The following is a 24017-nucleotide window of genomic DNA, read 5'->3' on the forward strand; positions in this document are numbered from 1 at the left end:
ACCGGCGAGGCTCGGGGTGCCCCCACGCCGGGGACACCCCGATGCCGGCGGCCTGGTCAGAGGTCGGTGACGCGGATGCCGGCGTGCGCCTTGTAGCGCTTGTTGATGGCGATCAGGTTGGCGGTGAACGCCTCGATCTGGTGGGCGTTGCGCAACCGGCCGGCGTAGATGCCCCGCATGCCGGGGATCCGGGCGGCGAGCGCGCCGACGATGTCGACCAGCTCACGGTCCTCGGTGCAGATCAGCACGTCCAGATCGATCCGGTCGACCTCGGGGTCGGCGAGCAGTGGTGCGCTGACGTGGTTGAACGCGGCGCAGACCCGGGAGTCGGGCAGCAACGCGGCGGCCTGCTGCACGGCGCTGCCCTCGGCGACGGTCAGCGCGTACGGGCCCTGCTTGTCGAAACCGAGCGGGTTGACGCAGTCGACGACGATCCGCCCGGCGAGCGGCTCGGCGAGGGCGGCGACGGTGGCGGCGTGCCCGTCCCACGGCACCGCGATGATCACCACGTCGCTCTGTCGGGCCACCTCGTCGTTGGCGGCGCCGGTGACGCTTCCGCTGGCCGGCACCCCGGGCAGGGCGGCGATCTCGGCGGCGGACTCGGCGGCCCGCTTGGCCGACCGGGACCCGATCAGCACCGTCTGGCCGGCCCGCGCGAACCGGTAGGCGAGGCCCCGCCCCTGGTCGCCGGTGCCGCCGATGATGCCGACCGTCAGCCCGGACACGTCGGGCAGCGTGCTCGCGTCGTATGCCATGGCCTCATCCTCGCAAACCGCTCGGTAGGTCAGCAGCGTCGAGCGCTGTGAGAATCCCCGCTGCCACTGGCGACCGCGCCGACGGGGACCAGGCCAGGGCCGGCAGCGCGGTCACGCCAGCTCGAACAGGACGGTACGGGCCGCCGGGTCGGCAGTGACCAGACGGACCCGGACCCGTTCGCCGAGTGGCAGTTGGCCGAGGCAGCGGGCGCGTACCGGCGGGGCGTCCAGCGCGACGGTGCCACCAGGGGGTCGGGGCCGGGACTTGCCGTTGGGCGGGGCGTCGACGTCGAGGACTGCCGCGTCGAAGGTCTCGCCGACCCGGTGTTCCAGCACCGCCGCCTCGGCCAGCTCGACGGCGCCACGGGCGGCCGCCGAGGCGACCCGGTCGGTGCTCGCCATCACCTCGGGCAGCCGGGGCAGCGCCGCGCGGGCCCAGTCGGGCACCGGCTTGCCCGTGTGCAGGGCCAGGCAGACCTCGGTGGCGTACCTGTCGGCCAGCCGCCGCAGCGGCGCAGTCACGTGGGCGTACGCGGCCGCCACGCCGCCATGCTCCGGCTGCTCCGGCAGTTCCCCGTCGAAGGCGGTGTACGCGGCACCGCGCATCAGCTCGGCCGCCTGGTCGATGAACGCGGCGGCGCGCGGCTGGGCGGCGTCCAGACCGGCGATGACCTGACCCGGGCCCACGTCGTCCGGCCAGTGCACGCCCAGCGGCGCGGCGGCGGCCCGGAGCCGTTGCACCGCCTCCGGTTTGGGCGCTGGCATCGTCCGCAGCAGGCCGATCCGGCCGGCAAGCATGATGTCGGCGGCCGCCATCCCGGTCAGCAGGGAGATCTGCGCGTTGTACTCCTCCATCGGCGCCGGGGCGCGCAGCACCAGCCGCCAGCCCTCGCCGTCGGGCTCCAGGTCCTGCTCGGGCAGGGGCAGGTTGATGGCGCCGCGCCGCAACCCACGCGCGGTCAGTCGGTCGCCGATCTCCGGCAGCAGCGCGATCGGGTCGGGCAGCCGCCCGGCGTCGGCTGCCGCCTGCACCCCTGTGTAGTCGAGCTTGGCCCGGCTGCGGACCAGGGCGCGTTCCAGCTCGACGGCCACGGTGCCACCGTCGGCGTCCAGGTCGATGGTCCAGACCACAGCGGCCCGGTCGTCGTCGGGCAGCAGGCTGGCGGCACCCTCGCTGAGGGTGCGCGGGTGCAGCGGCACGTTCCCGTCGGGCAGGTAGATGGTCTGCCCCCGCCGCCAGGTCTCCGCCTCCAACGCGCCACCCGGGGTGACGTGCGCGGCGACGTCGGCGATCGCGTACCGCACCCGGTAGCCCCCACCGGGGCGGCGGGCGAGGTGCATTGCCTGGTCCAGGTCCCGCGAGGTGGCGGGGTCGACGGTGACGAACGGTATGTCGGTGCGGTCGACGGGCGGCTGCGGCGGTGCCGCAGCCGCCTCGTCCGCTTCACGCTGGGCGTCTGCCGGAAACTCCTCGGGCAGGCCGAGTTCGCGGCGCAACGCGCCGAAGTCGATGCGGGGCGCGAGTACGCGTCGGATGACCACGGGTCAATCCTGACAGCGCCACGGGTGATCCGCTTCCGGTGACCGGCCGAGAAATCCGCCCGGCGAGGGGTGGCCCGCTCTCAGCCGGTCGCCTTCCGAGCAGCGCTGCGGGCACCCCTCGGGGCGGTGGCCCGTGCGGCGACCGGGCGGGCCGGCGACTTGCGGGCCGTCACCTTGCGGGCCGGCGCCTTGGCCGCGACTGTCTTCTTCGCCGGGGCCTTCTTCGCCGCCGCCTTGCGGGCGGTGGTCGACGACGTGCCCGTCACCTTCGCGGCCGGCGCCTTCTTGGCCGGAGCCTTGCGGGCACCGCCGCTGGGGCGGGTGGACGCCGTCTTCTTCGCCGGCGCCTTCTTGGCGACTGCCTTCTTCGTCGCGCCGGTCTTTTTCGCCGCCGTCTTCTTGACGGCGGACGCCTTGGTCGCGGTCTTCCGCGCCGGTGCCGCAGTCGCGGTCTTCCGCGCCGGGGCTGCGGTCGCGGTCTTCCGCGCCGATGCCGCAGTCGCGGTCTTGCGCGCGGGAGCCGCGGTCGCGGTCTTGCGCGCCGGGGCCTTCGCTGCGGCCGTGGTCTTCTTCGCCGCCGAGGCGGTGGTCTTCTTGGCCGCGCTCACCGTCTTCTTCGCCGTACCCGTGGTCCTCTTCGCGGCGGTGGTGGTCTTCCGCGCCGTGGACGCCGGAGCCCGCTTGGCGGTGGCGGTCGTCTTGCGGGTGGCGGTCGAGGTCTTCGCAGGGGCCTTCTTGGCCGCGGCGGTGGTCTTGGTCGTTGCCTTCTTCGCGGGGGCCTTCTTCGCCGCCGTGGTGGTCTTCTTGGCCGGGGCGCGGCCCGCCCCGCCGGCGGCCTTGCGGGCCGGTGCCTTCGCGGCCCCAGTGGTGGACTTGCGCACGGGGGTGGTCCGGCTCGCCGCCGTGTTCCGCTCCGCCGCGGCGGTCTTCTTCGCCGTGGTGCGTCGGGCGGCCGGGCGCTTGGTGGCCTGCTGTGCTTCGGCCATCGTGGTTCCCTCCTCGGGGGACGTGCTCTCGCGTGCGTCCTCGCGGAGCACGAAATGCTTCGGCGCGAGCCGTCCCGCGCCGCCTATCTGTCTTCCCCGGCCCAACGAGCGTCCTCGGCATCCCACGCCTCGTTCCGCTCCTGCACTCGTTGCAGGGCGTTCTCCGCGTCGGCCGCCGAGTCGTACGGGCCGAGAACGTGCTTCGCCGGACACACGTTCGCGTCCGTCTCGACCCGGTGATGCCGGGTGCACCAGTAGAACTGCCCACCACGTCCGCTGTCGCTCATGGGAATCACTGTGCACCGCGAACCGGCCGGCCGCCACCGGATCGCACAAGTCGCCGACGATCTCCACAGTAGATATGCATGGCGTTCGTCGGGCCGAAACGGCGAAACGCGTGGGACTGGAACTTCAGAAGATGCGCAGGTGAGCCCCACTGCGGTCGCATCTATGATCGCCGGATGGCGATACCGGACTACATAGTGGGGTTGCGCAAGCACGTCGGTCACGACCTGCTCTCGCTGCCGAGCGTCAGCGCGGTGGTCCGCAACGACGTCGGTGAGCTGTTGCTCGGCCAGCGCGCCGACAACGGACGCTGGTCGGTGATCAGCGGTTTCGTCGAGCCGGGCGAGCAGCCGGCCACCGCGCTGGTCCGCGAGGTGCGCGAGGAGACCGGGCTGGACGTCGCACCGGTGCGGATGACAAGCGCCGTCTCGCACCCGCACACCTACCCGAACGGGGACCGCTGCGAATACCTGAACCTGGGGTTTTTGTGTCGGCTGGTGGCCGGCACCGCCCGGGTCAACGACGACGAGTCGCTGGCCGTGCGGTGGTTCCCGTTGGATCGGCTGCCCGAGCTGGACAAGCACGCCCTGCTGGTTCTCGCGTACGCGCTGCGCGAGAACCAGTTGACCGGTTACCTGGAGCCGGGTACGACCTGGGACGACGTACCCGACTGAGGTTCACACCGGGGTCGCGGCGAGGACGACCGGTGCGGCCGGCGCGGACCGGGCCGCCCGGATCGCGTACGCGAGCGCGTACGGCGTGCAGGCCAGGTAGAACAACGGTTCCACCAGCACCTCGTCGGTGATCAGGAAGATCTCCCAACGGGTGGGCCGGGGCAGGCCGAAGTTCCAGTCGGTCCAGCAGGCGAAGAGCCACAGCGGTGCCGAGATCCGGTCGACGCTGTCCCCCGCCGTACCCTCGACCACGACGCCGGAGCCGGGAATGTTCCCGACCACGAAGAGGATCACGGCGACGTCGGCGACGACGAGCGCGCCGAGGACGCCCAGCCACCAGGCCGCCCGGACCCGCCCCCGCACGCTGAGGGTCGCCGCGGCCCAGAGGACCAGTGTCATTCCCGCCAACCAGAGCAGCAGACCGGGCACGGCGCCGACCATTCCGCCGGTGTCGAGGGTGTACCCGGCCAGAGCCATGACCGCACCGATGGGGAGCACCACCCCGAGCGCGATGCGCAGCGGGCCGCCGAGCGCGGTGTGCCGGGCCCAGCGTGCGGCGTACACCGCCAGGAGCACCGCCAGCCCGGCGGTCGACAACGACCAGAGCGGTAGCTGGAACTGCGGCCGCAGCAGTAGCCAGTTCAGGACCACGTTCATCAGCACCGCGCTGGCGAACACGATCGCGGCGCAGGCGAGCGGGGCCAGCAGCAGCGCGGCCACGGTGCGGCGGGCTCGCCGGTGCAGCAGGCTGCGGTCGACGAGCGGGGCACCGGCGCGACTGACGGCGAGGCTCACCGCGAAGCCGACCATCCTCGTCCGCCGGCCGCTCTCGGCGAGTACGTGCAGCTCGGCGGCCCACTCGCGGCGCAGGTCGTCGCGGACGTCGACCGGCCAGCGACGCGCGGCCAGCCCCAACAGCCACTCGGCGACCCGGCGGGTCACCATGCCGGCGCCCCGGCGGGCCCGGTGCCGCCCCACGAGGGACGACCCTCGGGGATCGCGGCCCGCAGGTCGGCGAGCGCCTGACGGGCCTGCGACACCCCGACGGCAGTGAGCCGGTAGTAGCGGCGGGCCGGCCGGCCGACCGCGACGGGATCGATCGCCTCCCAGTCGGCGGCCAGCCAGCCGGCTCCCTGCAACCGGTGCAGCACCGGATAGAGGGTGCCGCTGGGCAGGCCGGTCAATCGCATCAGGTCGAGCCCGTAGCGCTGCTCGTCGGGCTCGGCGAGCAGCGCCGCGAGCACCTTCGCGACCGGAATGGTCATCCGCATCCGGCCACTGTATCGGAACTCTACATAGGGGTGGGTACCCGTTCGACCGGGATCCACAGCTCGGCGTCCGCCTCGGTGCCGTCCGCGGACACCCGCACCCGGGAGATCTCCGGTCCAGGTCGGCTGCGGTACGGGTTGGACGGGAACCACTGGGTGAACACGTCGCGCCACAGGTACTGCACCGCCTGCGGAAACGCACCGGACGTGGTGAACACCGCCCACGACCCGGCCGGCACCGGCAGCGCGTCCAGGTCCTCCGGCGGTACGGCACCGGTCACCACGCCGTGCCAGTAGTCCAACTCGGTGCCCTCCTGCCGGCTGTCGGCGAGGTTGTCACTGACGTTGACGATCCCCTTCGGCTCCTGATCGGAGAGCGCCTCGATCCTCCCGGTCGTCTCCTTGTCGATGCTCCTGATGAACGCGACGATCGCCGGGTTCATCCCCTCGTGCACCAGCGGAACCCGGGCCTTGCGCCCCACCAGCGCGAACGCGTCCTTGTCGACGATTCGGTACTCCATGCTGCCGCTCCCTTCGACGGTGAGTCGGAAGGACATCCGGGGCTGGGCGCGCAGCGCTGCCCCCGTACGCCGAGCTTCTCCGGGCCCCACGCCGTGCACGGCGTGGAACGCCCGGGCGAACGCCTCCGCCGAGCCGTAGCCGTAGTGCACAGCGACGTCGAGCAACGTCCGCTCCCCCGCCAGCACGTCCGCGCCGGCGACGGTGAGCCGACGCCGACGGATGTACTCCGACAGCGGCATTCCGGCCAGTGCGGAGAACAGCCGTCGGAAGTGGTACTCCGACGTCAGCGCGATCCGCGCCAGCTCGGCCACCTCGATCTTCTGGTCGAGGTGCCGCTCGATGTACGCCATGGCCTCGTTGAGCCGATCCAGCACCCGGGCCTCCTTCCCTTTCGAGCACTGACGCTAGGTCGCGGGGATGGTCGACCACCCGACATGTGCTGCCCGCATCGGTCGGGTGCCTCCGGCACCTGTCGTTGCGTCGTAGCCCCTGGTGGCACGGGCACCGGATGCTTCTCAGCCCCGCCGAGATCTACGCCCGCATCTTCGTCGCCTGCTGACCGCACGTCGCCGACGGCCACGCGTAGATCTTGGACAGTTTCCGTTACCAGCTAACGGAAACTGTCCAAGATTCGGCGGTAGCCGGGGATGTGAGCCTGCCAGTGACCATCCGGACTCGTCAGGAACAGTCGAAGCGGTAGTCGAACGGCCTGGTGGGGCAGGCGGTGCAGACGAACAGGTAGATCCCGCCGACGTCGCCCAGCATGAGCCCGCTGGGGTTCTGGATCGTCCGCCACGGGTGATCGTCGTCGGTGTCCCATCCCCAACCGGCCATCGCCGGACGATCCTCTACCGGAATCCACCGTTTTTCGTCACCGCGGCTGAACTCCCAGCTGGCGACCGTCAGCAGATGGTCCATGGACGAGCCGCACTCGCAGACCGGCCAGTCCGGGAACTGGGTCCAGCCGGGGTAACCGCCGACCTTGATCCCCGAGGCGACCGCCAGATCGGTTTCGTACTCCCAACCGGTTTCCTGCGCCACCTGCCTCATCGTGCCCTCGATCTGCGGCCACACGTCATCCGGGAGGTCCCAGCCCGGGTACTCGGTGACCCGCTCCGGGTCGAGCACGCACGGGTTGGGGACGTGCGCTGGATCTGACTCCACGTCCGGTGCGGGCATTTCGTGAAGCAGGGCACCGATGTCGGCGCGACGACGCCACCGCAGCGCAGGGCGAGGTGTCGTCCACGGGTCATGGTCGAATGGGCACCACAGGACCTGCAGCATGTCCGTACCCGCCGGGAACGGCACCTCTGGCACGTCCTCGGCCAGCAACTGCACGACCGGCACCAGCGGTGCCGCCGGCTCGCCCGGACCGTCGCGGTAATGGTCGCCGGGCTCCGGTCCGTCACACATCGGCCAGGCTTCGTCGACCGGCCACAGCAGCGGTCCGCCTACCGAACTCTGCTCCGCTGTCGGCGAACCCGGCCGGGGATGCAACCGGACGGTCGTCCGCGCCAACGGGGCAACCGGGGGAAAGACCTGCGCCACGTCGATGGGGCTGGAGGGGGTGGTGTGCACGCCGCCGATCGTAGGAGGTGCGGAATCGCGGTGCTCAGCTCGGTGGCTGCTGCATGATCCAGGTGGGCACGGGCTCCGACAGGGAGCCCACCACCTCCCAGCCGGCCCGGCGGTACAGCTCGACGTTGCCCGGGTTGCTGGTCTCCAGGATCGCCGGCAGGCCGTCGGCGGCGGCGCGATCCAGCCCGGCCCGCATGACGGCGCGGCCCCAACCGCGTCCGGCGCTGTCCGGGTGGGTGCCCAGAACACCGAGGTACCAGAACGGGAACGTCGGCAGGGCGGCGTGCACTGTCTTGTCGTAGCCCTGCACCCGGGCCAGCACGTCGGCGGGGTACCGCGCTTCCTCCGGCGGCGCGTGCCCGGCGGCCCGCGCGTGCCCGGCGGCCGACGCGTGCCCGGCGGCCGACGCGTGCCCGGCGGCCGACGCGTCAGCCGGCGGTTCCCAGATCGCCACGGAGGCACCGCCCCCGATCGTCCAGATCGACGACCGGTGCACCCGTTTGTCGAAGAGGTGCCCGAAGAAGGCAGCGGCGTACCGCGGGTAGGTGTCCTCGTCGGGGAACAGGTACCGCAGGACGGGATCCTTGACGAACGCGGCAACCAGGGAGCCGACCACCGCGTCACGGTCCGCTGGGGTGGCGATGGTGATCTCGGGGGTCGTCATGGAAGCCAACAATATTGCAGGCCGACGCCACCCCACGGGCCCGACGCCAAGAGGCAGACTCGTCTCATGAACGTCGATGACTACCGGCAGCACTCCCCGTACAGCGATCCCGGTCGGCACGCCACGCTGCTGGACGCGGTACCGGCTGACCTCGCCTCGGTGGCGGCGACCGTCCGCAACGTGATCGTTCATTACCGCGCCGGCGGCGTCGAGTTGCCCCCCGACCGGCTGGAGGAGGTCAACTGCCGCTGGGTGGACCGCATCCTCGACACCGACCAGTCCCGATTCCCGCTGCCCCTGGCCGCCGAGCGTCCGGCCGTCGACCGGGTGGCCGGCTGCTGTCGGGACCACACGCTGCTCGCGGTGGCGGCGCTCCGTCAGCACGGCGTTCCCAGCCGCAGCCGGGTCGGGTTCGCCTCGTACTTCGTGCCCGGCTGGCACCACGACCACGTGCTGGTGGAGTACTGGAACGGCGACCGCTGGGTCTGGGCCGACCCGGAGGTCGACCCGGCCGGCGACTGGGGGTTCGACGGCTACGACATCGACCCGAAGGCCGGCCTCTTCGACTCGGCGGCGCGGGTGTGGTCGGCGTACCGGGCCGGGACGATCGACCCCGAGGTGTACGGCGTGAGCCCGGAGCTGCCGATCCGAGGCGACTGGTTCATCCACGACTATGTCCTGCTGGAGCTGGCCCACCGGCAGAAGGACGAGTTGCTGCTCTGGGACAGCCTCGACGCGATGACCGACGACGTCGCCACCGCCGACCTCACTCTCGTGGACGAGATCGCCGCGTTGCTGCTCGCCGCCGACGACGGCGACGAGGCCGCGGAGAAGGTTCTCGCCGACCGGTACGCCAGCGACGCCCGACTCCGTCCCGGATCCCGGGTGGAGAGCGTCTCGCCGGTCTCCGGCACCGTCAGCATGGTCGACCTGCGCCGCTGAGCGGCCCCGGCGTGTGTCGGAGCCCCGGCCAGGGATTCGACACACGCCCTACCCGAAGGTGAAGGCGTAGGCCTCGGCGCCGGGCTCGCCGAACGTGATTTCCAGGGTCCGCTCACGGACCGCGCCGTCCTGGCGGACGAGCTGGTAGAGGCGGCCGTCCTGGAGTACACCGTTGCCGTCTTCGTCGACGTCGACACCGTGGGACGGGCCGGGAGCCGCGCCGTCGAGCAGCACGCGGAACGGGATCGGCGGTCCCGCCCCGGGGGCCAGCACGAGATGCGCGTCGCGGGCGTGGAACCGGAAGGCGATGCCGCCGCCGGCGCGGTCGAGCGCGACCTTCTCCGACCCGATCGTCCACTCCCCCGCCAGGGCCCACTGGTTGAGGCCGAGGCTCTCCGGCACCTGGTAGGCGCGGCGTTCGTCGAGCGCGGGGCCGTTCGGCGACGCGAAGTGTTCTCCGCGACTGAAACCGAGGTACGTCTCGGGCGTCCGCAGGTTGTCCCAGTCGGCTTCCGCCTCCGGGCCGACCCCCGTGACGGGTACGGGGGCGCGCTCGATGCCGAGCAGTTGCTGGAGCACCCGCTCGGACTGCTCGTAGCGTCCCTCGCCGAAGTGGTCGTCGCGGATGACGCCGTCGGCGTCGACGAAGTAGAGCGCCGGCCAGTAGTGGTTGTCGAAGGCTTGCCAGATCGCGTAGTCGTTGTCGACCGCCACCGGGTAGTCGATCGACCGGGCCGCCACCGCCCGCCGCACCCAGTCGACGTCGTGCTCGAATCCGAACTCCGGGGTGTGCACCCCGATGACGACAAGCCCGTCGTCGCGGTAGGCCTGCGACCAGGCACGCACGTACGGCTCCTGACGCAGCCAGTTGATGCAGGTCAGCGTCCAGAAGTTGACCAGGACGACGCGCCCGCCCAGGTCGGCGGGGCCGAGTGGCTCGGAGTTGAGCCACTCGGCCGCCCCGTTCAGCGGGGGCAGGTGCACGGCCATCTAGCGCAGCGACCGGAAGGCGGTGCGAAGCTCCTCAGAGAAGATCTTCGGCTGTTCCCAGGCCGCGAAGTGCCCGCCCACGTCGAGCTTGTTGTAGTAGATGAGGTTGGAGTACGCCTGCTCGGCCCAGCTCTGCGGCGCCTCGTACAACTCGTCGGGGAAGACGCTCACTGCGACCGGGATTTTGACGCCCTTGGCGGCGAAGAACGAGAGCTTGTTCTCCGCGTACAGACGGGACGCGGAGACCGCGGTGTTCGTCAACCAGTAGAGCGAGATGTTGTCCAGGATGTCGTCGCGGGTGAGGCCCGCTTTTGCCCCGTCGAAGACCTGCGCGATCAGGGCCAGACTCTTCGCGTCGTGGTCGAGCAGGAACGACGCCAGGCCGACCGGCGAATCCGCCAACCCGGTCAGCGTCTGCGGACGAGTCGCCATCATGAGGGCGTACGCGACGTGCTTCCAGACGAAGTTGGCTTCCTCGGCGGCACGCATTTCGTCGTCGGAGAGACCGGACGGCAGCGAGCCCATGGCGTTGTTCGCGCCGGTGGTGTCGCCCTGGAACAACAGGTCGATCTCGGGTGGGATCGCGCCGGGCATGTTGGTGTGGATGCCGAGCAGTTCCGGAGGTGCCTGGAGGCCCATCTGGTCGACGATGACCGCGCCCCAGTCGCCGCCCTGCGCGACGAAGCGGTTGTAGCCCAGCCGCTTCATCAGCTCGGTCCAGGCGGTCGCGATCTTCTGCGGGTTCCATCCCGGCTCGGTCGGCTTGCCGGAGAAGCCGTGGCCGGGCAGCGACGGGATCACCAGGTGGAAGGCGTCCGCCGCGCTCCCGCCGTGCGCCGTGGGATCGGTGAGCGGCTCGATGATCTTCATCTGCTCGATGATCGACCCCGGCCACCCGTGGGTGACGATGAGCGGCATCGCGTCCTCGTGCTCCGAGCGCACGTGGATGAAGTGGATGTCCACCCCGTCGATGGTGGTCATGAACTGCGGTACGGAATTCAGCCGCGCCTCGACCTTGCGCCAGTCGTATTCCTTCTCCCAATAGCGGGCGACGGCCTGAATCGTGGCGAGTGGCACGCCCTGCGACTGGTCGTTCACCGTTTCCTTGTCCGGCCAGCGGGTGGCCTTGATGCGCCTCTTCAGGTCATCGAGGTCGGCCTGCGGAATGTCGACCGAGAACGGCCGAATCTCCGTGGTGCCCGGACGAGTCTTGGTTTTGACAGCCATGCGTGTTTCCTCTCCGTCTAGGTTTGCGCCTCGCGAGGAGAAATCATGGGGTGAGGGCTCTGCCCGGACTTATGTGCCAAAGAGTTGGGCACGCCGCCGCCATATCTCGGAGCCTAGAACGCCGCACCCCGGGCCCGTGGCGATACGGCTCGTCAGTGCGTCGGCCCAGGCGCCGCGACTGCTTTCTCGGCGGCTCGGCTGACCTGCTCCCAGCCCGCCCAGGTGTCCATCCGTCGGCGGGCGATGTCGAACGCCAGGTCGTACACCATGCTGCCGAGCAGGAGCCGCAGCGGCGGGTCGTCGCTGTCGACCAGTTGCAGCAGTGCGTCGGCGGCCAGCCGGGGTTCGCTGTCGATCGAGCCTTCGGCCCACTGACGCTCCAGTTCGCCGCGCAGTGGCGCGTACGCCTCCATCGGGGTGGTGGCGCTCAGACTGGTGTAGAGGTCGGTCCAGTAGCCGCCCGGCTGCACGATGCTGACAGTGATGCCGAAGGCCGCCGCCTCCATCGCCAGCGCCTCACTCATGCCCTCCAGGGCGAACTTGCTCGCGCTGTACATGCCGGTGCTCGGAAAGCCACCGAGTGCGGCGATGCTGGACACCTGCACGATGTGGCCGGACCGTTGAGCGCGCAGGTGTGGCAGCACGGCCTGACTGACCCAGAGCGCGCCGAAGAGATTGACCTCGAACTGGGCGCGCGCCTCGGCCTCGGTGAACTCTTCGATCATGCCCATGGACAGGGTGCCGGCGTTGTTGACGACGATGTCGAGCCTGCCGAAGTGCTCGACAGCGGTGTTGACGGCGGCGATGACGGCCGCGCGGTCGGTCACGTCGAGGGTCACTGTCAGCAGCCGGTCCGCGTGCTTCTCGTCGAAGTCCTCAGCGGTGATGGTCCGGGCGGCGGCGACCACCCGGTCACCGCGGTCGAGGGCAGCGTCGGCGAAGGCACGGCCCAGGCCACGGCTGGCGCCGGTGATGAACCAGGTACGCATGTTGGATCTCCACTTCAGGTAACGCGAGACGAGACGGTCCGTCTCGTTGTGAAGAGGAGATTAGACCTGCGGCGATGCCGTCGTCAAGACGAGACGGTTCGTCTCGTCCGCTGGTATCGTGCTACCCCATGACGCCCAACACGGCCCGCCGGAAAGAGACCTCGCGACGCGCCATCCTCACCGCGGCCTTCGACCTGATCCAGGAGGTGGGGTACGCGAAGCTCAGCATCGAGGGCATCGCCGCGCGGGCCGGCGTCGGCAAACAGACCATCTACCGCTGGTGGCCGTCGAAGGGCGCTGTCATCTTCGACGCCTTCCTCATGCTCAGCGAGGCCACCGAGGGTGGGCCGCCGACGCTGCCGGACACCGGCGACCTCGCGGCGGACCTGACCCTGGTGCTGCGCGCGACGGTCGAGGAGATGAACGACCCCCGCTACGAGCAACCGATGCGCGCGCTGGCCACCGAGATCGCGCTCGACCCCGAGCTGGCCGCCGCGTACGCCGAACGGTTGGACGGGCCGTTGAAGGAGGCCAAGCGGCAGCGCCTGCGCAGCGCCCAGCGGGCGGGTCAGATCGCCGAGGACGTCGACCTGGATGTGGCGGTGGACATGATCTGGGGGCCGGTACTCAACCGCTGGCTGCACCGCAGCGGGCCGCTCACCGCCGAGTACGCCGACCTCGTCATCGCCACCGCCCTCAACGGCCTGCGCCCCCGCCGATCCGGCGAGTGACTAGCTCTGCCGGCCCTGACGCGCCGTGCAGATCACGTAGCCCTTGGGATCGCGCCACGGCCCCACCTCGGAGGCGAACCAGGCGCGTACCTTGGCGCCGATGGCTCGCGTCAACTCCGGGCGGAGGGCCGAGTCCGGCTCGACGCCGTAGAACGACAGTTGGGCCGCCGCGAACGCGATGACCGGCTCCGGACTGTCGAAGACGAGAGCGTTGTCGTATCGGTGTACCGCGACCGCGCCGAAGGTCGACTCGATCATCTCGGGCAGATTGTCGCTGTGGACCCGCGAGTTGGGCACGATCGGAACGTCGATCCCCGCCGCCGAAACCAGCTCGGCGACGAGCGCCGACACACGAGGCGTCGCGCCGGGGGTGTTGACCACGGCTGCGAAGACTCCCTCCGACCTGAGCACCCGCCGACACTCGGCCAACGCCCGCCGCACGTCCGGAACGTGGTAGAGCATGTGGCGCGCCGTGACGACATCGAAAACCTCCGCGTCGTACGGCAGGTCCATCGCGTTGCCGAGTTGCGCCGACACGCCTGCGACGTCCCGGAGCGCGCGTCCAGCCGCAGGTGAGGTGTCCAGCCCCACGAGCCGGCCGCGATGGCCCCGCTCCGCGAGATTGCGGAGAAAGGCTCCGGTGCCGCAGCCGACATCGAGCAGGTTCGCGTCCCTGGACAGCGACACCGCCTGCCGGACCGTGCCCTCGACGTCGTCCGGGACTTCGCTGTAGCGCTGATGCGTCTGGATCCGCGTGGTCAGCGGCTCCAGTGAGAGGTACTCCTGCACGTCGGAGATCGAGGGCTTCACCTCGTGCCCCTTTCCGCCGACCTGGTCGTCACCACCGTACTCAACGGATTGCGCCCCCGCCGATCCGGCGAGTGACGATCGCTGGGACGGCTTTGCGCTGCCACAGCATGGTGCGGCAACATCAGGTGCCGTGACGGCACCAGGCACGGCCCCCGACAACGACATCCCGGCCAGCACGCCCCGGTTGAGTCGACGGGGCCGGCACTGGTTGGCCGGTGCCGGGGTCACCGCCCTGGCCGCCGTACTCGGCATCACCCTCGCCGTCCGCGGCGGCGCCACCCCCGCCTGCGCCGCACCACCGACGGGCAACGCCGTACACAAGGGAAAGGCCAGCTTCTACGACGCGGGCCGCTCGGGCGGCAACTGCTCCTTCCCGGGCCCTCCGGCGGACCGGCTCTACGTCGCCCTCGGATCCTCCCAGTACGCCGGGTCGGCGGCCTGCGGCAGCTTTCTGGAGGTGACCGGCCCGAAGGGCAAGGTCCGGGTCATGGTGATGGACCAGTGCGGCGGCTGCGGACCCAGCAAGATCGACCTGTCCACCGAGGCGTTCACCAGGATCGCCGACCGGTCGCAGGGCATCGCCTCCGTCACGTACCGGGCGGTGGTGAACCCGCCGCTCGACGGAGGGCTCACCTTCCGGATGAAGGGCGGCGCCTCGAAATATTGGTTCGCCGTGCAGGTCGGCAACCACGGCAACCCGATCCGCTCGGTCGAGGCGAAGGGGCCGGGCGGCGGCTTCCGCAAGGCCGCCCGGCAGAGCGACAACCACTGGACCATCGAGGGTGGGATCGGCCCCGGGCCCTACAGCATCAGGGTCACCGACGTGTACGGACGCCAGGCGACAGCCACCAGCATCCGCATGGTCACGAAGCAGGTGCAACGCAGCACGGCCACCCTCGCCAGCGCCTCCCCCACGCCCAGCAGCTCACCCGCGGCCCCGCCGAGCCCCACCATCGCGCCCTCGCCGACCCCGACAGAGTCGGTCGCGCCGACGGCGACGGTCGAAGCGCTCGCCGGTGCCGCCGCTCCACTCGACCGCCCCCGCTGCTGACTCATCGATTCGGCTCCGCAGAGCAGCACGTGGCTATCGGCGGGTGTCCTGAATGCGACGCTGGGTCGCCAGCGCAGCGGCCAACGTGGCATCCACCACGGTGAGTGATGCCATGGCAATCGCTCCGGCACGAGCCCGCCGGTCCCCGTGCGGGCGGCTGGCCTCCGCTGCGTAGCAGCCGGTCAGCACGAGATTCACGGTCGCCCGCGCCGCCATCCACGGCCAACGGGGGCGCCCGTACAGGACGCCGGAACCGACGACGAGATCAGTCAGACCGACCGCTCGGGCCAGGGCAGGGCGATCACCCAACCCGAGGGCCGCCGCGCTGCGTCGCGGAACGGCCGTCAACACCACACCGAAACCAAGCGTTACGAGGCCGACCACGTTCGCCAGCCTGTCCGCGCGCCGTCGAGTCATGCACGAGATCATCGCAGGGGGATCCACAGACGAGGATCGCGTGAATTCGTTGGACTTGGAACTCTTCGCGAACGACCACCAGATCCGCTGAATGAGTGAATCCGGGTTGCGTCAGGGCAGGTAGCGACCGAGTATCGCCGGGTGGATGCTGTGGTGCAGTGGGTTCACACGTCCTGGACCAGGCGTTCACGCGGCGGAGCTGAGGCGACTCGGCGCAACGCCGTACCGGTGTCGTTCATCCTGCCGGCACGAGCAGTGCCGTTCGCTCAGGAGATCGAGATGACGGAGGCCGATGGGTTCGAGCCTCGCGAGGGTCTGACACGACCGCCGTACCGAAGCGAGGTGCGTCTCAAGCCGGTGGACGGCAGCCTTCAAGTCGAACTGATAGCGGCAGCCTGGGGTGTGCCGCGCCGTCACCGCCGGCCTCCCACGGTGCGACTCGCCCGTGGCGAATGGCTGCGCTGGCACATCAACTACCGTTTTGCCGGGATGAATGGCGGCGCCACGACATACCGTTTAGACACGCTCAACCTGGCACACGGCGCTGTTCCGGCCGACACTTTCCTCGGCGAGCCGCCTCGATTCATCGACGAGCGCGCGCACATCTGGTAGCTCCCACCGCCGCGCCTCGACCCCTCGCGATCGCCGTACCATCCGACGATGATCTCGGAGACCTTCGATGCGCGGGGCGGACTCACCTACGTTCACCGCCTCGACTTCACCCGCGGCAGCTCCCTCCGCGCTGTCCGACGTATGGCTTGGCCGACGGTGAAGCTGCACGCCGACGACAGCACGCTGACCTTCACGTCGCGTACCGGATCGGACACCCTGGAACACTTCTACGTCGCCGCGGTGGCGCACCATCCGTTCTCCCGACGGTTCCCGCTGCCGGCGACCGCCGTCGCCTTCGAGGTCGAGGAGCGCGACCAGGTCCTGCTCTTCTGGACCCCCCCGCGCACGGGCGGTACTGCGTGCACTCGAGGAGCTGGGCTGGGACGCCGAACAGCCCGAGCCCTGGACCCCGTACGTCTGAACCGGTAGTCGTGCGGGGCTGGTAGTCGTGCGCGGCTGTTGACGAAAGAGAGAAGGGACACCCTCCAAGATCCGTTGACAGGCGTTTCGGGTGAGTGACAGCGTTGTCATCGACTCATTTCCTCCATATGAGACGAGGAGCGCATCTTGCTCTATCGGAACTCACAGCGTCGCCGCGCGACAGCAGCCGCCGCAGCCGGCATTCTCATCACGGGGCTGGCACTCGCTCCGTCCGCGCCGGCTCAGGCCAGCCACCACCGGGCGCAGGACGAAGCCGTACGGTCGGGTGGCGCACGTTTCGAGGTGCTGTCCCCGACCCTGATCCGCACCGAGTACCAGAAGGACGGCAGGTTCACCGACGCCGCCACGTTCAACGCCATCGGGCGCGACGACTTCGCCCGTACGCGTTTCACGAAGCGCGTCGACCACGGCTGGCTCACCATCGACACCGGCGCGATGACGTTGCGGTACCGGGTCGGCTCGGGCGCGTTCACCGCCGACAACCTCACCGTGCAGCTCAAGGCCGGCAAGCAGGTCGTGCAGGGCCAGCCCTGGGCCGGCCACACCGCCCCGGCCTGCGCGTTCGGCGCGCTCTGCGAGGCCGAGTCGTTGCAGCTGAGCGGTCCCGGCGTGGCCACCGACCACCAGGGATTCACCGGGCGCGGCTTCGCGGCCGGCTTCGCCTCGTCCGGCGACTCGGTCACGTTCGCGCTCGACGCGCCAGCAGGCGGCACGAAGCAGCTCACGGTCCGCTACGCCAACAGCACCGGCGGCGACGGCCAGAACGTGGATCGCACCCTGACGGTGCAGGTCGACGGCGACGCCGGCCGCACGCTGACGCTGCCGCCCACCGCGAACTGGGACACCTGGGGCCTGGCCAGCGTGCCCGTTGATCTCACCGCGGGCCGGCACGAGGTCAGGGTCGTGCGGGGTCCCACCGACTCCGGCAATGTGAACGTCGACAGCCTCGCGATGGTCAACCCTGGCGATTCGTTCCCGGCGCCTGCCGCACCGGAGCCGCAGCCAGTGCGGTTCGGCGCGCTGGCAGAGGCCGAGACCGGCGCGCTGGCCGGCGGCGCACGGCCCGCGAACGACCACAACGGCGCTTCCGGTACGGGATTCCTGGCCGGCCTGGAGAGCACCTCGTCCGCCGTCGCGCTCACCGTGACGGATGTTCCGTCCGCGGGTGACTACCAGGTGCAGATCCGCTACGCCAACGGCCAGGCCGGCGCCCAGCCGAGCCAGACGCGCACCATGTCGGTCACGGCCGGAACGGCGGCGCCGGTCACGGCGACCCTTCCGCCGACGAGCGGATGGGACTACTGGAACACCGTCTCCGTCCCGGTCCACCTCGACAGTGGCACCAACACCGTGACGCTGGCCTGCCCCACGGACGCCAGTTGCAACGTCAACGTCGACACGGTCGCCGTCACGAGCAAGGTATCTCCGCTGCTCGCCCCGCACGCGCCGCTCGGCGGCTACCGCCGGGGCCTGGACGGCGTGTCCGGTTCCGCGCTCACCGCTCCGGGTCTTCTCTACCAGGACGGCTGGTACCTGCTCGACGACTCGGCCTCGGCCCTGAGCACCACCAAGCCTCGGCCCGCCGCCGAGCAGGACGGCTACGTCTTCGCGTACGGGCAGGACTTCACCAGTGCCCTGAAGGACCTGTCGACACTGACCGGGCCCACGAAGCTGCTGCCCAAGTGGGCGTACGGCGTGTGGTACTCCGAGTACTACGACCGCACCGCCACCGAATTCCAGAACCTGGTGACCCGGGCCAAGGCCGAGGGTGTGCCGTTGGACGTGCTCGTCCTCGACACCGACGTCAAGGCGCCGGACAAGTGGAACGGCTGGAGCATCGACCCCACCCGGATCCCCGACCCGAAGGCGTTCTTCGACTGGGCCAGGAAGCAGGGCCTGCACACCGGCATCAACATCCACCCGAGCATCCTCGGCTCGGACCCGAAGTTCGCGCAGGCGCAGGCCACTGCGAAGGGCAAGCTCCAGCGCGTCGGCTGCAACGGCGGTCCCGACTGCTACGCGTTCGACTTCGGCGACCCGGACCAGCTCAAGGCGTACATGCAGCTCCACGACGGGATGCTGCCCAAGGGCAGCAAGGGCCCGGACCTCTGGTGGCTGGACTGGTGCTGCGACAACACCAAGTCCTCGCTCGCCGGGGTGACCGCCGACGCGTGGATCAACCAGCAGTACGCCGACAAGACCGGCTTCGCCTTCTCCCGGGCGTACGGCTCGTTGCAGGCCGGCGGCTACAGCAGCCCGACGCCGGTGTCGACCGGACCATGGGCCGACAAGCGCACCACGCTGCACTTCACCGGCGACACCACCTCCAACTGGCAGACACTCCAGATGGAGGTCGGCTACACGCCTGGCGAGTCGGCCGCGACCGGGCTGGCCGCGGTCAGCCACGACATCGGCGGGCACACCGGCGGCCTTCAGGAGCCGGGCACCGAACCGGGCAGCACGAAGCTGCCCGACGACCTCTACGCCCGGTGGGTCCAGTTCGGCACGTTCCAGCCGATCGACCGGCTGCACTCCAACCACAGCGACCGGCTGCCCTGGCAGTACGGCCCGGAGGCGAACGCGTCGGCCAAGAAGTTCCTGAACCTGCGCAAGGAACTGCAGCCGTACACCTACGCCGCCGCCAAGGAGGCCACCCGCACGGGTACGCCCATCGTCCGGTCGATGTACCTGGCGTACCCGAATGAGCAGGCCGCCTACGCCACCGCCGGTTCCCAGTACCTCTACGGCCCGGACTACCTGGTGGCACCCGTGACATCGCCGGGCAACACCGCCACGACGTCGGTGTGGTTCCCGCCCGGCAACAGCTGGACGGACATCTTCACCGGGAAGACGTACCGGGGCGGCACCACACAGAACATCACCACCACGCTGGACACCATGCCGGTGTTCAAGAAGCACTGAAGTTTAGGGATCCGGACGCCGGCCGGGTGGGGGCGACCCACCCGGCCGGTGTGTTTTCAGTTTCGGCGAGGTCGGCGGGCCACTGACAACCAGCCGAGGAACCTGGCGTGCATCGCGGCCGGGTCCGGGCGCAGCCCCAGGCCGTACACGTCGTCGATCGCCTCCTGCATCGACGCGGCCAGGTAGAACGCCAGCGCGATCGAATGACCGTAGAACTCGGTCACGAGCGCGAGCTGAGCCGGGCCACACGGCCAGGGCGCGGCGCAGTTGCGGCACAGCCACGCCGGGCGCATCGGCAGGTGCGGGGTCATCCGACTCGCGCCGGGCTTCGGCGGCGTTTGGCCGGCCTGGTCGGTATGACGGGCAGGGCTTGCAACCGCACGCCCGCCCGCATCACGTACAGCTCGCGGTGCGCCACCGCGTCGCCCGCCGCGTTCAGCTGGTAACCCTCAATCCAGACCCAGCCGTCGTACGTGTGCCGCTCGGGCAGCTCACGGATGACGCGCACGAAGATCGGGCGCAGGAACTGCACGCTCGCCGCGGTGGCCAGATAGACCACGTCGCCGGCCTTCATCTTCCCGATCTTCTCGGGCTTGTCGTCGGGCACGGTCTCCCCTTGGTGCCGTTGGGAAGGGGCCGCTCCCGTGAGTGCTCGCCCGTCGGGAGCGGCCCCGCTACGAACGCGACCGCCGGATCTCGTGGGCCTGCCAGCCGCGCCGCCTGGTGACACTCTGCTGTGGAGGCCATTACGCTCGGAAGGTGCTTCCGGCGACCGGGGTGACCTGGCCTAACAGGGCCTCGACGTGTGGCACCTCGGGTAGTGGATCTTTGAGTTGAGGGGCGTTGTATGGCTGACGTACCAGGCCCGTTGTCGGCGTTCATCGTTGGCGAGATCCGCCGCGCCCGAGGGGCCTCCGGCATGACACAAGAGTCATTCGGTCGGGCAGCGGGCTTCAGCGCCTCACACGTCAGCGCCGTGGAGAGCGGCACGCGAGCACTGACGATCGACTTCATCAAGGGCGCCGATCGGGCGCTGAACAGCGGCGGACTCTTCGAACGCCTGGCAACGAAGTTCGGCGCACCGTCGTGGTTCCTACCCTGGCTGGACGCTGAGCGCGGAGCGACACAGCTTCGCTACTTCGAGCCCAACCTGATCCCCGGACCACTACAGGTGGAGCACTACGCCCGCACCGTCCTGCGAACAGTCGAAAGCCTCACCGATGACGAGGTCGAGCAGCGTGTGCAGGGGCGCATGAGCAGGCAAGCGATCCTGACCGGGGAGCGCCGGCCACAGGTCGTCGCCGTGCTGGACGAAGCCGCGATCCGGCGTACGGGTGATGGTCTGGGCGGGATCATGGCCCAGCAGGTCGCCCACCTGGTCGCGATCGCCGAGCTTCCGCACGTTCACGTCCACGTCATTCCGATCGCCAGCGGCCTGCACATCGGGCTGTCCGGACCGTTCGCCCTGGCGCGGTCCAGCGAGGGCGTGTGGGTTGGCCACCTCGAAAACCAGCTTGGCGGGGACGTCATCGACAAGGACGATGATGTAGCTACGCTTCAGGCAAGGTGGGAGAGCGTCCGGAACGAGGCTCTACCGCGCCGGCAGTCCATCGACCTGCTGAAGGAAGTTGAGAGCCATCATGGACCTCAGTAACGCCCGGTGGCGCAAGTCCACCCGCAGCGGCGCAAGTGGCGGGAACTGCGTCGAGGTCGCTGACAACCTGCCCGGCGTCATCGGCGTCCGGGACAGCAAGGACCCCGCCGGCCCGGCCCTGACCTTCGGTCCGGCGGCCTGGCGGGCGTTCGTCGCCCAGCTCGCCGAACGCTCGTAACCCGCGCCAGACACACGAAAGCCTCCGCGCCCCGGAGTGCCGGCAACCGCCAACGTCGGGAACACCTGGCGAACGCGTGTCAAACATCAGTCGACGGGAGCCAATGGCATGCCGGCGATGCCGGGCGTTGCGGTGTTCGGGCATGCCTTGCCGGCCGCTGTAGGGCGTCACCGGAGGACGCCTGCCTGCGATGGGCCCCGTCCACCGCAGGCAGGCGAAGCCCTCAGGAGTCGATGTACAGGAAATTCTTGAGTACACCGTCGCTACCGCGTTGAAGCACGCAGTCGAAGTCATACCACCAACCGCGGTTGTAGCCGTTCACCCCGGCCGCCGTGCAGGCGCTGGTCCAGGCCGGGTAGGCGGCGTAGAAGTGCCAGGTGGCCTGTGCGGACGCGCCGCTGTCGGCACCATTGCCAACCGTGCTCTTGGCGACCGGAGCGTTCGACTCGGCACTCGCCGGAGTGGCGACGCCACCGACAGCCAGCGCGACGGCTAGGCCGAGCACCGCTCCACCTTGTTTGACAACCCGCATCATCAATGCCCTTCTGTCGAACCAACTGGTCTGCCGATGCTTTACGGCCCCCCGTGAGGACGCTTCTTCCCTTGCCCCGCTGTGGGCCTGCGAAAGGGAGATCGCCCTGCGCGGCTACATCGATCTGATGATGAGCCTGACCTGCGGTTGGTGAGGCGGGGAAGGGTTTGAGCTGTTCCGAACAGTTCCGAACACGTCGCGTCCGACGGCGGGACAGCGCTCCGCGGTCGGAGCTCAGCCCAGAGCGACCTCGTCCGGAAAGCGCTCACGAAGCGCAGTGACCGCATGGCGTAGGCAGTAGTCAAGGCTGTTGCCGTCGAGCCTGATATAAGCACCATCGAGTCGCTGTCCCGAGATCACCACGGTCCAGGCTTTGTGCTCCCGTTCCCCGTTCAAAGTTTCTGTACGTCTTCAAGGCGGCCCGAGACGGGCCGCACGCGCCGCCGCCTGGGCGCGCGTCTGACCCCTCCCTCACCGCCGGCGACGAGGACGGCTTCGGGGACATCGACCCGGACGCGCCCGACCACCCGGTGGTCACGGCCGCGAGCTGGCACAGCGGGCACTACCTGGACCTCGGTTATCTGCGGAATCCTCCGAGCCTCCGATTCTGGCGCACCGTCCACGGCGATCGCGACGAGATCGCCGTGGACTGGCGGCACGTGGACAACGGCAAGATCGGCTTCACTGCCGGTCCTGCCTTTCAATTGAGCGTCCCGACCGCCGCGTACATCGAGGCCGTACACGCCCTCGACAAAGGGTTGATGACGGCAATGCTGCAGCGGGTCGAGGAGTTGGAATGCCGTGGCGGCCTGCCGGCGTGGACCTTGACCTCGCCGGACTACGGCGGGACCACGAGGACCGCCCGCATTGGCTCGCCGAGAACCTCAAGCGCACACCCGAGACTGACTGGGACGGTATCCGCCAGGGCGCCCGCCTGCTGCTCGGTGATACACGTGCCAGCGCCTCGACGACCTGACGAACAGTGAGCCGACCTACGCAGCCAGGACGCAATGCGTTTCAGTCCATCTCGCAGAACGGCGGGTTGCCGGAGGTGATCCCGAGGTCTTCGCAGTGGAAGGCGCTGCCCTGGCTGTGGTACCGCCAGCCCGTGCCGGCCTTGTATTGGAACAGGTAGACGCCGTCACCGGTGATCGGGCCATCCGGTTCGGCCGTCGCCCAGGCCCGCCAGCAACTGACACTCGACGGTACGAAATACCAATCCTTCGGCAGCTTCACCAGTTTTTCGAGGGTCTTCGCCGAGGGACAGTCGGGATACTGGGGTCGGTTACTGGTCCGCTGGGATGAGGGCGTCGACGACGGCGGCGTCGTGCTCGGCGTCGACGACGGCGTCGTGCTGGGCGTCGCGGAGGTCGGTGCGACGCTGGGTGTTGGCGGCTGGGTCGCGACCGGAGTCGACGGTCCCGGCCGGTTGACGGTGGCGAAGGCGACTGGGGCGCCGATGGCGAGCACCACCGCTGCGGCCGCGGTGGTGAACGCGGTACGCCGTTGCGACTGCCGCGACTTGCGCAGTGCGCGCTCGTACATGTCGGTGCTGCCGCCGTGCTCGGCCAGATCGGACATGGCCTGACGCAGCGGCCCGAGGTTGTCGGTCATCAGGCTTCCTCCATCACGGCCGAGAGGAGGTTGGGTGCCATCTCTCGCATGCGGGCCAGCGCCTTGCTGGTCTGGCTCTTGATCGTGCCAACCGAGCAGTTCAGCAGATCCGCGGCCTCGGCCTCGCTGCGGTCCTCGAAGAACCGCAACACCAGCACGGCGCGTTGCCTCCGGGTGAGTTGGGCAAGGGCCTCGTGCAGCGCGAGCTTGAGATCGGTACGCCGGGCGTGGTCACTGCCGGGCTGCACCACGTCGGCGAGATCGCCCGGCATGGACTCGGCTACCTTGCGGCGTCGCCACCAGCTCACATGCTGGTGGTACATCGCCGTGCGGGTGTAGGCCTCGAAGTGCCCGAGATCGTCCAGCCGGTTTCGGCCCCGATGGGTGCGGGCCAGCGCATCCTGCACCAGATCCTCGGCGAGGTGCCGGTCACCGGTGAGCAGAAACGCCGTCCGCAGCAACGCGGGCGACCGGGTCCGAACGAACTCGCAGAAAAGTTCGTCTATGGAGTTCGACATACTCCGCTCGTGCCCCCCGTGTGCCGAAATTCGTTCGGCCGGCGCTGTCCGTCGATGCGGCCCGGGCTGACTATGCCGTATACCGTCGTCGGTACGAACCAGCGCGCTACCCTCG

Annotated in this window: 27 protein-coding genes and 1 pseudogene; 10 read left to right on the forward strand and 18 right to left on the reverse strand. The window is 69.8% G+C overall.

Features of this window, described 5'->3' with window-relative positions; all coding sequences use genetic code 11:
* Nucleotides 1-56 precede the first annotated feature (56 nt).
* The 4 genes from npdG to ACQP0U_RS24655 all read right to left on the reverse strand — a co-directional run bounded on the left by npdG (nucleotide 57) and on the right by ACQP0U_RS24655 (nucleotide 3570).
* Nucleotides 57-755 carry an NADPH-dependent F420 reductase gene (npdG, locus tag ACQP0U_RS24640; protein ID WP_433311306.1) on the reverse strand — a complete coding sequence of 233 codons (699 nt, stop codon included), beginning with the start codon at nucleotides 753-755 and terminating at the stop codon, nucleotides 57-59.
* A 111-nt stretch (nucleotides 756-866) separates the two neighbouring features.
* Nucleotides 867-2297, reverse strand: a complete 1431-nt coding sequence (locus tag ACQP0U_RS24645; RefSeq protein WP_433311309.1) for an RNB domain-containing ribonuclease — start codon at nucleotides 2295-2297, stop codon at nucleotides 867-869.
* 80 nt (nucleotides 2298-2377) lie between these two features.
* Complete coding sequence (locus ACQP0U_RS24650; protein WP_433311311.1) at nucleotides 2378-3283, reverse strand: histone; 906 nt, start codon at nucleotides 3281-3283, stop codon at nucleotides 2378-2380.
* Between the two features lie 83 nt (nucleotides 3284-3366).
* Nucleotides 3367-3570: a hypothetical protein gene (locus ACQP0U_RS24655; protein WP_130403226.1), complete on the reverse strand. Its 204-nt coding sequence runs from the start codon at nucleotides 3568-3570 to the stop codon at nucleotides 3367-3369.
* A 174-nt stretch (nucleotides 3571-3744) separates the two neighbouring features.
* Here ACQP0U_RS24655 and ACQP0U_RS24660 point away from each other — a divergent pair, with 174 nt between their 5' ends.
* Complete coding sequence (locus tag ACQP0U_RS24660; RefSeq protein ID WP_433311314.1) at nucleotides 3745-4242, forward strand: NUDIX hydrolase; 498 nt, start codon at nucleotides 3745-3747, stop codon at nucleotides 4240-4242.
* Nucleotides 4243-4245: 3 nt separating this feature from the next.
* Here ACQP0U_RS24660 and ACQP0U_RS24665 read toward each other — a convergent pair whose 3' ends face one another.
* The 5 genes from ACQP0U_RS24665 to ACQP0U_RS24685 form a co-directional block, all read right to left on the reverse strand.
* Nucleotides 4246-5220 (reverse strand): hypothetical protein, encoded by a 975-nt coding sequence (locus ACQP0U_RS24665; RefSeq protein WP_433311316.1) that lies wholly within the window; start codon nucleotides 5218-5220, stop codon nucleotides 4246-4248.
* The gene (locus tag ACQP0U_RS24670; RefSeq protein WP_433311318.1) at nucleotides 5181-5513 is read right to left on the reverse strand and encodes a PadR family transcriptional regulator; all 333 of its coding nucleotides are present in this window, start codon (nucleotides 5511-5513) and stop codon (nucleotides 5181-5183) included. The genes ACQP0U_RS24665 and ACQP0U_RS24670 overlap by 40 nt, the downstream gene beginning before the upstream one ends.
* 20 nt (nucleotides 5514-5533) lie before the next feature.
* A complete protein-coding gene (locus tag ACQP0U_RS24675) occupies nucleotides 5534-6406 on the reverse strand; it encodes a GyrI-like domain-containing protein (RefSeq protein ID WP_433311321.1) in 873 nt (290 codons plus the stop codon).
* Nucleotides 6407-6710: 304 nt separating this feature from the next.
* Nucleotides 6711-7610 (reverse strand): hypothetical protein, encoded by a 900-nt coding sequence (locus ACQP0U_RS24680; RefSeq protein WP_433311323.1) that lies wholly within the window; start codon nucleotides 7608-7610, stop codon nucleotides 6711-6713.
* 34 nt (nucleotides 7611-7644) lie between these two features.
* Nucleotides 7645-8274 carry a GNAT family N-acetyltransferase gene (locus ACQP0U_RS24685; protein ID WP_433311326.1) on the reverse strand — a complete coding sequence of 210 codons (630 nt, stop codon included), beginning with the start codon at nucleotides 8272-8274 and terminating at the stop codon, nucleotides 7645-7647.
* 66 nt (nucleotides 8275-8340) lie between these two features.
* Here ACQP0U_RS24685 and ACQP0U_RS24690 point away from each other — a divergent pair, with 66 nt between their 5' ends.
* Entirely contained in the window at nucleotides 8341-9216 is an 876-nt protein-coding gene (locus tag ACQP0U_RS24690) for a transglutaminase domain-containing protein (protein WP_433311329.1), read from the forward strand.
* A 48-nt stretch (nucleotides 9217-9264) separates the two neighbouring features.
* On the opposite strand, the gene ACQP0U_RS24695 is transcribed toward ACQP0U_RS24690, so the two are convergent.
* The 3 genes from ACQP0U_RS24695 to ACQP0U_RS24705 form a co-directional block, all read right to left on the reverse strand.
* Nucleotides 9265-10206 (reverse strand): redoxin family protein, encoded by a 942-nt coding sequence (locus tag ACQP0U_RS24695; protein ID WP_433311331.1) that lies wholly within the window; start codon nucleotides 10204-10206, stop codon nucleotides 9265-9267.
* A complete protein-coding gene (locus ACQP0U_RS24700; protein WP_433311334.1) occupies nucleotides 10207-11433 on the reverse strand; it encodes an epoxide hydrolase family protein in 1227 nt (408 codons plus the stop codon).
* Between the two features lie 152 nt (nucleotides 11434-11585).
* A complete protein-coding gene (locus ACQP0U_RS24705; protein ID WP_433311337.1) occupies nucleotides 11586-12422 on the reverse strand; it encodes an SDR family oxidoreductase in 837 nt (278 codons plus the stop codon).
* 128 nt (nucleotides 12423-12550) lie between these two features.
* Here ACQP0U_RS24705 and ACQP0U_RS24710 point away from each other — a divergent pair, with 128 nt between their 5' ends.
* The gene (locus ACQP0U_RS24710; RefSeq protein ID WP_433311340.1) at nucleotides 12551-13153 is read left to right on the forward strand and encodes a TetR/AcrR family transcriptional regulator; all 603 of its coding nucleotides are present in this window, start codon (nucleotides 12551-12553) and stop codon (nucleotides 13151-13153) included.
* On the opposite strand, the gene ACQP0U_RS24715 is transcribed toward ACQP0U_RS24710, so the two are convergent.
* Nucleotides 13154-13963 (reverse strand): class I SAM-dependent methyltransferase, encoded by an 810-nt coding sequence (locus ACQP0U_RS24715; RefSeq protein WP_433311343.1) that lies wholly within the window; start codon nucleotides 13961-13963, stop codon nucleotides 13154-13156. It abuts the gene before it with no gap.
* Between the two features lie 130 nt (nucleotides 13964-14093).
* On the opposite strand from ACQP0U_RS24715, the gene ACQP0U_RS24720 reads away from it, so the two are divergent.
* From ACQP0U_RS24720 to ACQP0U_RS24735, 4 genes are all read left to right on the forward strand, one after another.
* The gene (locus ACQP0U_RS24720; RefSeq protein WP_433311346.1) at nucleotides 14094-15014 is read left to right on the forward strand and encodes an expansin EXLX1 family cellulose-binding protein; all 921 of its coding nucleotides are present in this window, start codon (nucleotides 14094-14096) and stop codon (nucleotides 15012-15014) included.
* 645 nt (nucleotides 15015-15659) lie between these two features.
* A complete protein-coding gene (locus tag ACQP0U_RS24725) occupies nucleotides 15660-16043 on the forward strand; it encodes a hypothetical protein (protein ID WP_433311349.1) in 384 nt (127 codons plus the stop codon).
* Between the two features lie 48 nt (nucleotides 16044-16091).
* Nucleotides 16092-16472, forward strand: coding sequence for a hypothetical protein (locus ACQP0U_RS24730; protein WP_433311352.1), 381 nt, complete (start codon nucleotides 16092-16094; stop codon nucleotides 16470-16472).
* Nucleotides 16473-16610: 138 nt separating this feature from the next.
* Nucleotides 16611-19406: a TIM-barrel domain-containing protein gene (locus ACQP0U_RS24735; protein WP_433311354.1), complete on the forward strand. Its 2796-nt coding sequence runs from the start codon at nucleotides 16611-16613 to the stop codon at nucleotides 19404-19406.
* A 56-nt stretch (nucleotides 19407-19462) separates the two neighbouring features.
* On the opposite strand, the gene ACQP0U_RS24740 is transcribed toward ACQP0U_RS24735, so the two are convergent.
* Both ACQP0U_RS24740 and ACQP0U_RS24745 read right to left on the reverse strand, forming a co-directional pair.
* A complete protein-coding gene (locus ACQP0U_RS24740) occupies nucleotides 19463-19717 on the reverse strand; it encodes a hypothetical protein (RefSeq protein WP_433311356.1) in 255 nt (84 codons plus the stop codon).
* A complete protein-coding gene (locus ACQP0U_RS24745) occupies nucleotides 19714-20013 on the reverse strand; it encodes a hypothetical protein (RefSeq protein ID WP_433311358.1) in 300 nt (99 codons plus the stop codon). The genes ACQP0U_RS24740 and ACQP0U_RS24745 overlap by 4 nt, the downstream gene beginning before the upstream one ends.
* Before the next feature lie 240 nt (nucleotides 20014-20253).
* Here ACQP0U_RS24745 and ACQP0U_RS24750 point away from each other — a divergent pair, with 240 nt between their 5' ends.
* Together ACQP0U_RS24750 and ACQP0U_RS24755 are read left to right on the forward strand one after the other, a co-directional pair.
* Entirely contained in the window at nucleotides 20254-21060 is an 807-nt protein-coding gene (locus ACQP0U_RS24750) for a helix-turn-helix domain-containing protein (protein ID WP_433311361.1), read from the forward strand.
* Nucleotides 21047-21238: a DUF397 domain-containing protein gene (locus ACQP0U_RS24755; protein ID WP_433311364.1), complete on the forward strand. Its 192-nt coding sequence runs from the start codon at nucleotides 21047-21049 to the stop codon at nucleotides 21236-21238. The genes ACQP0U_RS24750 and ACQP0U_RS24755 overlap by 14 nt, the downstream gene beginning before the upstream one ends.
* A 223-nt stretch (nucleotides 21239-21461) precedes the next feature.
* On the opposite strand, the gene ACQP0U_RS24760 is transcribed toward ACQP0U_RS24755, so the two are convergent.
* Complete coding sequence (locus tag ACQP0U_RS24760) at nucleotides 21462-21743, reverse strand: hypothetical protein (protein WP_433311367.1); 282 nt, start codon at nucleotides 21741-21743, stop codon at nucleotides 21462-21464.
* Nucleotides 21744-22300: 557 nt separating this feature from the next.
* Here ACQP0U_RS24760 and ACQP0U_RS24765 point away from each other — a divergent pair.
* A pseudogene (locus ACQP0U_RS24765) lies at nucleotides 22301-22746 on the forward strand (DUF5984 family protein).
* A 41-nt stretch (nucleotides 22747-22787) separates the two neighbouring features.
* Here ACQP0U_RS24765 and ACQP0U_RS24770 read toward each other — a convergent pair.
* Nucleotides 22788-23384 (reverse strand): hypothetical protein, encoded by a 597-nt coding sequence (locus ACQP0U_RS24770; protein WP_433311369.1) that lies wholly within the window; start codon nucleotides 23382-23384, stop codon nucleotides 22788-22790.
* Nucleotides 23384-23902: a SigE family RNA polymerase sigma factor gene (locus ACQP0U_RS24775; protein WP_433311372.1), complete on the reverse strand. Its 519-nt coding sequence runs from the start codon at nucleotides 23900-23902 to the stop codon at nucleotides 23384-23386. Before ACQP0U_RS24775 ends, ACQP0U_RS24770 begins: the two co-directional genes overlap by 1 nt.
* Nucleotides 23903-24017 lie beyond the last annotated feature (115 nt).

The sequence above is a fragment of the Micromonospora sp. CA-269861 genome, assembly GCF_050948505.1.
Classification (GTDB): Bacteria; Actinomycetota; Actinomycetes; order Mycobacteriales; family Micromonosporaceae; genus Micromonospora.